The 9,398-nt window shown below is 71.5% G+C and carries 12 protein-coding genes and 1 tRNA gene; 5 read left to right on the top strand and 8 right to left on the bottom strand.

Annotated elements, in window-relative coordinates:
- Window positions 1–89 precede the first annotated feature (89 nt).
- A complete protein-coding gene (locus EHS43_RS28240) occupies window positions 90–746 on the top strand; it encodes an NAD(P)H-binding protein (protein WP_125193562.1) in 657 nt (218 codons plus the stop codon).
- A 94-nt stretch (window positions 747–840) separates the two neighbouring features.
- Here the strand turns inward: EHS43_RS28240 and EHS43_RS48090 are convergent, their stop codons facing one another.
- From EHS43_RS48090 to EHS43_RS28225, 3 genes are read right to left on the bottom strand one after another with little or no spacing between them, the layout of a single operon-like run.
- On the bottom strand, window positions 841–1,053 hold the full coding sequence (locus EHS43_RS48090) for a hypothetical protein (RefSeq protein WP_125193561.1): 213 nt from the start codon (window positions 1,051–1,053) through the stop codon (window positions 841–843).
- A gap of 4 nt (window positions 1,054–1,057) precedes the next feature.
- Window positions 1,058–1,759: a DedA family protein gene (locus EHS43_RS28230; RefSeq protein ID WP_125193560.1), complete on the bottom strand. Its 702-nt coding sequence runs from the start codon at window positions 1,757–1,759 to the stop codon at window positions 1,058–1,060.
- Window positions 1,756–2,481: a class I SAM-dependent methyltransferase gene (locus EHS43_RS28225; RefSeq protein WP_125193559.1), complete on the bottom strand. Its 726-nt coding sequence runs from the start codon at window positions 2,479–2,481 to the stop codon at window positions 1,756–1,758. Before EHS43_RS28225 ends, EHS43_RS28230 begins: the two co-directional genes overlap by 4 nt.
- A 132-nt stretch (window positions 2,482–2,613) precedes the next feature.
- On the opposite strand from EHS43_RS28225, the gene EHS43_RS28220 reads away from it, so the two are divergent.
- A complete protein-coding gene (locus EHS43_RS28220) occupies window positions 2,614–3,777 on the top strand; it encodes a sensor histidine kinase (RefSeq protein ID WP_125193558.1) in 1,164 nt (387 codons plus the stop codon).
- Entirely contained in the window at window positions 3,774–4,424 is a 651-nt protein-coding gene (locus EHS43_RS28215) for a response regulator transcription factor (RefSeq protein WP_125193557.1), read from the top strand. Before EHS43_RS28220 ends, EHS43_RS28215 begins: the two co-directional genes overlap by 4 nt.
- Window positions 4,425–4,548: 124 nt before the next feature.
- On the opposite strand, the gene EHS43_RS28210 is transcribed toward EHS43_RS28215, so the two are convergent.
- Window positions 4,549–4,630: transfer RNA gene (locus EHS43_RS28210), tRNA-Tyr, on the bottom strand.
- Between the two features lie 234 nt (window positions 4,631–4,864).
- On the opposite strand from EHS43_RS28210, the gene EHS43_RS28205 reads away from it, so the two are divergent.
- Window positions 4,865–5,353, top strand: coding sequence for a YajQ family cyclic di-GMP-binding protein (locus tag EHS43_RS28205; protein ID WP_007384029.1), 489 nt, complete (start codon window positions 4,865–4,867; stop codon window positions 5,351–5,353).
- 93 nt (window positions 5,354–5,446) lie between these two features.
- Here EHS43_RS28205 and EHS43_RS28200 read toward each other — a convergent pair whose 3' ends face one another.
- Entirely contained in the window at window positions 5,447–5,713 is a 267-nt protein-coding gene (locus EHS43_RS28200) for a GlsB/YeaQ/YmgE family stress response membrane protein (RefSeq protein WP_007384028.1), read from the bottom strand.
- Between the two features lie 199 nt (window positions 5,714–5,912).
- On the opposite strand from EHS43_RS28200, the gene EHS43_RS28195 reads away from it, so the two are divergent.
- Window positions 5,913–7,157, top strand: a complete 1,245-nt coding sequence (locus tag EHS43_RS28195) for an APC family permease (protein WP_125193556.1) — start codon at window positions 5,913–5,915, stop codon at window positions 7,155–7,157.
- 31 nt (window positions 7,158–7,188) lie between these two features.
- On the opposite strand, the gene EHS43_RS28190 is transcribed toward EHS43_RS28195, so the two are convergent.
- The 3 genes from EHS43_RS28190 to htpX form a co-directional block, all read right to left on the bottom strand.
- On the bottom strand, window positions 7,189–7,758 hold the full coding sequence (locus tag EHS43_RS28190) for an SMI1/KNR4 family protein (RefSeq protein WP_125193555.1): 570 nt from the start codon (window positions 7,756–7,758) through the stop codon (window positions 7,189–7,191).
- A 90-nt stretch (window positions 7,759–7,848) separates the two neighbouring features.
- Window positions 7,849–8,241, bottom strand: a complete 393-nt coding sequence (locus tag EHS43_RS28185) for a YccF domain-containing protein (protein ID WP_125193554.1) — start codon at window positions 8,239–8,241, stop codon at window positions 7,849–7,851.
- Window positions 8,238–9,101, bottom strand: a complete 864-nt coding sequence (gene htpX, locus EHS43_RS28180) for a zinc metalloprotease HtpX (protein WP_125193553.1) — start codon at window positions 9,099–9,101, stop codon at window positions 8,238–8,240. Before htpX ends, EHS43_RS28185 begins: the two co-directional genes overlap by 4 nt.
- Window positions 9,102–9,398: the final 297 nt, after the last annotated feature.

Genomic DNA, 9,398 nt, shown 5'->3' with positions numbered 1-9,398 from the left:
GTGCCGTAGGGGGTTGGGCAGCGGGTCCTCACCCGGCCCGGGGTCCGCCGACGCGGCGTTCGCGGGTGTTCCGGCGTACGGTCGAAGTCATGCGCATTGTCATCGCTGGTGGTCATGGTCAGATCGCGCTGCGGCTGGAGCGGCTGCTCGCCGCGCGCGGGGACGAGGTCGCGGGGATCATCCGCCGCCCCGAGCAGGGCGACGACCTGCGGGACGCCGGGGCCGAACCGGTCCTGCTGGACCTGGAGTCGGCCTCCGTCGAGGAGGTGGCGGCGGCTCTGCGGGGCGCGGACGCGGCCGTGTTCGCGGCGGGCGCCGGTCCCGGCAGCGGCGCGTCGCGCAAGGACACCGTGGACAAGGCCGCCGCGGTGCTGTTCGCGGACGCGGCGGTCCGGGCGGGCGTACGGCGCTTCCTGATCGTGTCCTCGATGGGCGCGGACCCGCGGCACGAGGGCGACGAGATCTTCGACGTGTACCTGCGTGCCAAGGGCGAGGCCGACGCCCATGTACGTGGCCTGGACGCCCTGGACTGGACGGTCCTGCGTCCCGGCGCCCTCACGGACGACGCGGGCAAGGGCCTGGTCCGCCTGGAGGCCCACACCGGTCGCGGCCCGATCCCGCGCGACGACGTGGCGGCCGTACTGGCGGAGTTGCTGGACACGCCCGCGACGGCCGGGCTGACGCTGGAGCTGGTGAGCGGTTCCACGCCGGTGTCGGTGGCGGTGAAGTCGGTGGCGGGCAACTGAGAATCCCCGCCGAGGGGTGCTGTCCGGCTCCGGCCGCGCGGACGTGAGGCGGTACGGGCCAGGCAGGCAAACCGACGTAGCGCGCGTCGGGGCGTCAGAACAGGGGCAGCTGGCCAGGGACGACGGGGACTGCGTACCCGTCCAACGACGGCTGCAAGATTCCGAGTTCGGCCTGCCTGCGCGAACCCGAGCACGACACGAGCCGGCCTCTCTCTCGCGCGCCGGGTGGGTCGTGCCGGGCGAAGCGGCCGGCGACGACCGCGATCTCGCGACGGCATTCGGGGCAGAGCCTGCGACGACTGGACATGCAGTCAGTCTGCCCCGCAGGGACGGGGTTTGTGCGCCGGGAGTGAACGGTTGGGTGTCGCCGTGTCAGGTGAAGGCCCGAGCGCGGAGGGCTGGGCCGTCCCTTCCTCCTGGCGCGGTCTGCCTCGCCGCACCGCGAGCACGGCTGCCGTCGCGGTGAGGACAAGCACGGCCGCGGCGGGGCCCGCCAGGGTGAGCACGTGCTGGAGGGAGGAGGCGGCCGCGTATCCGGCGGATGCCTCCGCGGTCGCCCAGACGCAGGCCGCGGTGACGCTGTACGGCGCGATGCGGTGGTAGGGCAGGCGGGTGGCGCCCGCGCAGTGGGGGGCGAGGGTGCGGACCACGGGGACGAAACGGGCGAGGAAGACGGCACGGCCGCCGTGACGGGCCATCAGCGTCTCCGCCCGTGCCCAGAGGGCGGGCGGGATGCGGCGGCCCGCCCGGCCGGTGCGCAGCCGGCCGGCGAGGAACCGGCCCGTGCGGTGGGCGAGGAAGTCACCGGCCACGACGGCTCCGGCCGCCCCCGCGATGATCAGGGGCAGACCGATGTGCCCGGTCCGGGCGAGGGCGCCCGCGGTCAGGAGCAGGGTGAGGGTGGGAATGAACGCACCCACCAGCAGGACCGACTCGGCCAGCACCGCCGTGGCCACGATCGCGTAGACCGCGATGGCCGGGAGGTGGCCGAGGAGGTCGGAGACCGCGTTCAACGCCGTGCCCCGGCGAGAGGCTGCTCGGAGGACTCCGCGTGTGCGAGGGGGCGGCGCAGGTGCCAGACGTGGGCGGGGGGCAGGTTGGCCCAGACCGTCCAGCGGCCGGTGGCGTAGGCGCGCTGGTAGGCGGCCATGATCTCGTCCACCACGGCGTGACGGCGTGCTTCGGCCCGGGTGCCGGTCAGGGCGCGTGCCCTGCGGGTGCCGACGTAGGCGAAGTAGGTGAGTGTGCCGCCTGGGTGCAGCAGGTCCATGTAGCGGGCCATGATCCGCTCGACCTGGGCGGGGGCGAAGTTGGTCAGGGGCAGGCCGGAGACGATGACGTCGTAGCGCTGGTCGGTGTCCAGTTGCTCGACGGCGGTCTCGTGCACGCGCACCCGTCCGGACGCGCGGGCCGGGTTCGGGTGCGCGGCGACGAGGCGGCGCAACTGGGCGGCGAAGCGGGGGTTGGCCTCCACCACGTCCAGGCGGCTGCCCGTGGACAGGTGGGGGATCAGGGCCCGGGCGATGGGGCCGGTGCCGGCGCCGGCTTCCAGGACGGCCAGCGGACGGGACGCCTGGGCCCGCACGGGGTCGGTCAGGGCTCGGGCCAGTGCCCTGCCGCTGGGGGCGATCGCGCCGGTGGTGCGCAGATCACGAGCTGCTTCGATCAGAAACATCCAGCCGTCGGCTTCGCGCTGCGCCAGAACGCGTTCGTGGGAGGTGGTCCAGTCATCCATGCATATGACGCTAGGAATCGCCGCCCGGCAGCGGATCCGCCGTTCTTCGACGGCTTCCCCCGACGAAAGTAGGGGGTCGGCGCGGCCGCTCGTCGAGGGGCGGCAGGCGGGCGCCTGCCTAGGATTCCGACGGTGAACAGCAGCGGGATTCATTCGCGGGTGGTGGCCGTCGGGCGCTGGGCGACCGTGACGTTCTTCGCCGCCGTCGCCGCACTGAACGGCGCGCAGCAGGTCAGCGACGGCCGGTATGTGATTCCCATCGGTGCCTCGGCACTGGCGTGCGCGGTGGTGCTGCTCGTGCCGCGGCTGCGCCGGCCCGTCGCGCCGCTCGTGGTCACCGCGGTCACCGCGTGGTGGGGGTGGATCGGCACGCTGCTGCTGGCTCTCGTCCTGTACGACCTGGCCGCGGCCCGCCGGACGCGGGCGGCGGTCGTCTGCGTCGCCGCCGCGCTGGGCGCCAACCTCGTCGGCTACCCGCCCACTCGGCTGTGGGGACAAGAGGCGTACATCACCGCGCTGTTCATCTGGGCCTTCGCGTACGTCGTCGGCCTGTGGATCGGCAGCCGCCGGCGTCTGGTGCGGGCGCTGGCCGCCGATGTGGAACACCTGCAAGTCGAGGCGCAGCTGCGCGAGGAGGCCGCGCGGGTCGCGGAGCGGTCCCGGATCGCGGCGGAGATGCACGACGTCCTCGCCCACCGGCTCAGCCTGATCGCCCTGCACACGGGTGTGCTGGCCACCCGCGGCGACACCCTGCCGGCACCGGTCGCCGAACGACTGACCCTGCTGCGGGGCGCCTCCACGGAAGCGCTCGCCGACCTGCGGGACGTGCTCGGTGTGCTGCGTGCTCCCGGCGCCGTCCCGAACGGGGCCGGCGTGATGCCCGCGCCGGTGCCCGGCGACGTCCGGCAGCTGGTGGACGACGCCCGCGCCGCCTCCCAGCCCATCGCCCTGACGATCCACGGCCGGCCGGAGGACGCGCCCACCACCCACCGCCTGGCCGTGTACCGCATCGCTCAGGAAGCCCTGACCAACGCCCGCAAGCACGCCGACGGCACTCCGGTGACCATGACGATCGACTACCGGGTGCCGGCCACGCTGGTGGAGGTCACCAACCCCGCCGGTCTCCCCGGGCCTGCGGCCGCCGTCGGCTCCGGTTACGGGCTCGTCGGCCTGCGCGAACGCGTCAGCGCCCTCGGCGGCCACCTGACCGTGGGACCGGCCGGCGGGGGCTCCTGGCGCCTGGCCGCCCGCATTCCCCACCCGGCCGGCACGGAAGAGAACGGAACTCCCGCATGATCCGCGCAATGATCGTCGACGACGACGCCCTGGTCCGCCTCGGCCTGGCCGACCTCCTCGACAGCGACCCCGGGATCGACCTCGTCGCCCAGGCCGCCGACGGCCTCCAGGCGATCGAGCAGGCAAGCGCCCATCGCGTCGATGTGGCCCTCGTCGACGTACGCATGCCCCGCATGGACGGCATCACCGCCACCGCCCGGCTGAGGGCACTGCCCCACCCGCCGAAGGTCATCACTCTGACCACCTTCGACCTCGACCAGTACGTCTACGACGCCCTCGGCGCCGGAGCCGACGGCTTCCTGCTCAAGGACACCGACCCGGCCGAGATCCTGCGCGCCGTCCACCTGGTGGCCGCCGGCTCCGCGATGCTCCACCCCACGGCGGCCCGCAGCCTCATCGACCGCTACCACGCCACCACCCGCCCCCAGGCGGTCCAGGCCCAGGCCCGCATCGACCGTCTCACCCCGCGCGAACGCGACGTCCTCGCCCTCCTCGCCCACGGCGAGACCAACGCCGAGATCGCCGCCCGCCTCACGATGCGCGAAAGCACCGTCAAGGCCCACGTCAGCCGCATCCTGAACGCACTGGACGTCACCAACCGCGTCCAGGCCGCCCTCGTGGCCCGCGATGCGGACCTCACCGCATGAACCCAGTCCGGGACACGACGTTCGAACGCGGGAGGGAGCGTGAGAGTACGTCCGCCGCCGGAGCACACGACAAGGGCCCCGTGACCAACCGTTTGGCTGGTCACGGGGCCCTTGTTTTCCCGTGTGGCGGCGCCAGGATTCGAACCTGGGAAGGCTGAGCCGGCAGATTTACAGTCTGCTCCCTTTGGCCGCTCGGGCACACCGCCGGGGTTGCTGCCCTTCGAACCGTCTTTCGGCGGTGCTCCGTGGCAACGACGTAAACAATACCCGATGCCGAGGGGTGCTTCGCCACCCGATTGATCTGCGCCCGGAGGGCATGGGGTGACTAGGCTTGGGCGGATGCGGCCCGGGTTCACGCCGGGCTCGGCGACCGCCCCCACGACGCCGATACGCATCCGTACGCACGTCGACACGCACCCCGATACAAGGAGCCACAGGACATGGCCGACTCCAGTTTCGACATCGTCTCGAAGGTCGAGCGGCAGGAGGTCGACAACGCCCTCAACCAGGCCGCCAAGGAGATCTCCCAGCGCTACGACTTCAAGGGCGTGGGTGCCTCGATCTCCTGGTCCGGCGACAAGATCCTGATGGAGGCGAACTCCGAGGACCGGGTCAACGCCGTCCTCGACGTCTTCCAGTCCAAGCTGATCAAGCGTGGGATCTCGCTGAAGGCGCTCGACGCGGGTGAGCCGCAGCTCTCCGGCAAGGAGTACAAGATCTTCGCGTCGATCGAGGAGGGCATCTCCCAGGACAACGCCAAGAAGGTCGCGAAGATCATCCGGGACGAGGGCCCGAAGGGCGTGAAGGCGCAGGTCCAGGGCGACGAGCTGCGGGTCAGCTCGAAGAGCCGTGACGACCTGCAGTCCGTCATCGCCCTGTTGAAGGGCAAGGACTTCGACTTCGCGATCCAGTTCGTGAACTACCGGTGAGCCGCTGATCGCGCTGATCGGCACCGATCCACGAGGAAGGGTGGGCACCTGGCCGGTGCCCACCCTTCTCGCCTACTGGCTGCGGTCCGAAGGTCAGTCGCGCGAGTTGCCGAACAGGAGACGGTAGGCGATGAGGAGCACGAGGGAGCCGCCGATCGCGGCGGCCCAGGTCGGTCCGTCGTAGAAGCTCTTGGAGACCGGGTGGTCCAGCCAACGGGCCGATATCCAGCCGCCGATGAACGCGCCCGCGACACCGATCAAGGTGGTCCCGATCAGACCGCCCGGGTCGCGGCCCGGCAGCAGGAACTTGGCGATGGCTCCCGCCAACAGTCCCAGGATGATCCAGCCGATGATGCTCATGCCCTGAACCTGCCCTTCCGCGCTGTGCCCGCACCGTCCGGGAACTGTGATCTTCGTCCCGCGGACCGGGCGCGCGCTCGTACGCCGGGTCGTGCGTCGTACCTGTGCGGTGGTCGTCGATCGGGTGTTCGTCTCGCGTTGATGAGGAGGACGTCGGGGTCCCGTTCCGTGGTTGCAGGGGATCAGTAGGGTTCGGCGCATGACGCATTCCGGTGCCGAACTGCGGCGCACGCTGGGAGTCGGGGACGCCGTGGTCATCGGGCTCGGCTCGATGATCGGCGCGGGGATCTTCGCCGCCCTCGGGCCGGCAGCGCGCTCCGCCGGATCCGGACTGCTGCTCGGACTCGCGATCGCCGCCGTGGTCGCCTACTGCAACGCCACGTCCTCGGCACGGCTGGCCGCCCTGTACCCGGCCTCCGGCGGCACCTACGTGTACGGCCGGGAGCGGCTCGGGCCGTTCTGGGGTTATCTGGCGGGCTGGTCGTTCGTGGTCGGGAAGACGGCCTCCTGTGCGGCGATGGCGCTGACGGTGGGTGCGTACGTCTGGCCGGGTCAGGCCCACGCCGTGGCCGTCGCGGCCGTGGTGGCCCTGACCGCGGTGAACTACGGCGGGATCCAGAAGTCCGCCTGGCTGACCCGGGTGATCGTGGCGATAGTCCTCGCTGTCCTCGCTTCCGTGGTGGTCGTGTGTCTGGGGTCCGGGGCCTCGCAGGCCGGGCGGCTGGATTCCGGTGTGTCCGGCGGGGTGGGCGGGGTACTGCAGGCGGCCGGTCTGCTGTTCTTCGCGTTCGCGGGGTACGCGCGTATCGCGACCCTCGGTGAGGAGGTACGGGATCCCGCGCGCACCATCCCCCGCGCGATCCCCCTGGCCCTGGGCATCACGCTGGTGGTGTACGCGGCTGTGGCGGTGGCCGTCCTTTCCGTGCTGGGCGCCGACGCTCTGGGCCGTGCGGACGCGCCGCTGGCCGAGGCGGTGCGGGCGGCCGGGGTGCCCGGGCTCGTACCGGTGGTGCGGGTGGGTGCCGCCGTGGCGGCGCTCGGCTCGCTGCTCGCCCTGATCCTGGGTGTCTCACGGACGACGCTGGCGATGGCCCGGGACCGGCATCTGCCGTACGCGCTGTCCGCCGTGCATCCCCGTTTCCAGGTGCCGCACCGGGCCGAGCTGGCCGTGGGCGCGGTGGTCGCGGTCCTCGCCGCCACGGTGGACGTGCGGGGTGCGATCGGTTTCTCCTCCTTCGGGGTGCTCGCGTACTACGCGGTGGCCAACGCGTCGGCCTGGACGCTGGGTTCGGCTCCGGCCGCCCGTGCGGTGCCGGTGGTGGGGCTGCTCGGGTGCGTGGTGCTCGCGTTCGCGCTGCCTGTGGTGTCGGTGGTCGTGGGCGCCGGCGTGCTGGCGGTCGGGGTGGTGGCGTACGGCGTACGGAACCGGTGGACCCGGCGGTAGGTCAGCAGGTCGGTTCCCCCCGGAGGGGCCGTCAGGTCGCGTGGGCCGGCGGTGCCGTGCGTATCGGGAACTCGGCCCACGGAGCCATCTCCAGTTCCTCGTTCATCTCCTCGTACCAGCCCGTGCCGTCGACCCAGGCCTGCAGCCAGTCCGTGAGGGCGGGGGCGTCCACGAACCAGGAGTGGTCGCGGTCGCCTGCGTTCGGCTCGAAGAGGAGCACGGTGGCTTCGGGGCTGTGGCAGTCCACGCACGCGTACATCGCACAGCCCCAGTGGGAGATCGGCAGGACGCCCTCGGGCCAGGGCCAGTCGGGGTCCTTGCGGCCGCTCTTGCGGTTGGCCAGGTACTGCGTGACGGCTGCGGGCTCGCCGGCCGGGGCGCTGTCGAGCAGCGGCAACAGGCCGTACTCCGGGCCGAATCCGCCGTCCCCTATCCGAAGGTAGAGCTCGGCGAGCAGCGGCGAAAGGCGGAAGCCCAGCGCGGCCTCCGCACGGGCCAGAGTGGCCGGGTCCACCGGCTCGGGCAGGGATGTCCAGCCCCACGGACGGGTGTTGCGGGCCTTGTCCGCCACCCGTGCCAGCAACTGCTCGCTCTCGGTCATGCATTCATGATGCAGCGCGGCACTGACAGCGGGGCAGACCCTGTGGACAACCTTCGGGTTGTGGAAAACCCCGACCAGGAGCGGTCCCGGTCAGCGGGCCGCGAACGGCTCGTCCGTGGGGACGATTTCGCGGCCCAGCGGGAACAGGGACACAGGGATCAGCTTGAAGTTGGCGATGCCGAACGGGATGCCGATGATCGTGAGGCAGAGGACGAGGCCCGTGGTGATGTGGCCCAGGGCCAGCCACCAGCCGGCGAGGACCAGCCACAGGACGTTGCCGAGGAGGGAGGGGGCGCCCGCGTCGCGGCGCTCGACGGTGGTGTACCCGAAGGGCCACAGGGCGTAGACGCCGATGCGGAAGGCCGCCAGGCCGAAGGGGATGCCGATGATGGTGATGCAGAGCAGCACGCCCGCGGCCAGGTAGGCGAGGAACAGCCAGAAGCCGCTCAGAACGAGCCAAATGACGTTCAGGATCGTTTTCATTGGGGTCGACCTGCCATCTTCTCGAGCCGGGCGATGCGCTCCGCCATCGGCGGGTGCGTCGAGAACATCTTGGAAAGTCCCTGACCAGGACGAAACGGGTTGGCGATCATCATATGGCTGGCGGTCTCGATGCGCGGCTCGGGAGGCAACGGCAGCTGCTTGGTGCCCGCTTCGAGCTTGTGCAGCGCGCTGGCGAGCGCGAGGGGGTCGCCGGTGAGCTGGGCGCCGGACGCGTCCGCCTCGTACTCCCTGGAGCGGCTGATGGCCAGCTGGATGAGGCTGGCGGCCAGCGGGCCGAGGATCATGATCATTAGCATGCCGAGGAGACCCGGGCCGTCGTCGTCGTCGGAGCGGCCGATCGGGATGAGCCAGGCGAAGTTGACCAGGAACATGATCACGGAGGCGAGGGCGCCGGCCACCGACGAGATCAGGATGTCGCGGTTGTAGACGTGGCTCAGCTCGTGGCCGATGACGCCGCGCAGTTCGCGCTCGTCCAGCATGCGCAGGATGCCGTCGGTGCAGCACACGGCGGCATTGCGCGGATTGCGGCCGGTCGCGAAGGCATTGGGTGCCTCGGTCGGCGAGATGTACAGGCGCGGCATGGGCTGACGGGCCTGCGTGGAGAGTTCGCGGACCATGCGGTAGAGGGCGGGTGCCTCGAACTCGCTCACCGGGCGGGCACGCATCGCGCGTAGAGCCAGCTTGTCGCTGTTCCAGTACGCGTACGCGTTGGTGCCCAGCGCGATCAGGACGGCCACGATCAGCCCCATGCGGCCGAAGAAGCTGCCGATGACGATGATGAGTGCGGACAGTCCTCCGAGGAGGACTGCGGTCCTGAGCCCGTTGTGCCGGCGGTGCACGGTACGCCCTCCAAGTGGTGCAGCAGGGGAACCCTTTGCTTGCTGGTCTCCGATGTCTTCCGGGTCACCGGTCCGTGGTGTCACGTCCAGTGGACCTTTCCGTCTTGCTCAACGCCAGGCGGAGGCCACTAGTTCCCTTGTGCGCGCGCAGGCCCAGGTGGGCCGTCCGGGTGACGGCCCGGCAGGGGGGCGGTTCGGGTTCGGGAAGGGCCGGGTCAGAAGAGGCCGGTGTCGGTGAAGCGCAGCACCAGTTGGGGCGCGCCCGAGAGGGCGAGGCCGAGGACGCCGGTCAGGGCG

The organism is Streptomyces sp. RP5T (genome assembly GCF_003933965.1).
Taxonomy (GTDB): Bacteria; Actinomycetota; Actinomycetes; order Streptomycetales; family Streptomycetaceae; genus Streptomyces.
The sequence above is the reverse complement of the archived record's forward strand: the minus strand, read 5'-3'. Positions and strand labels throughout refer to the sequence as shown.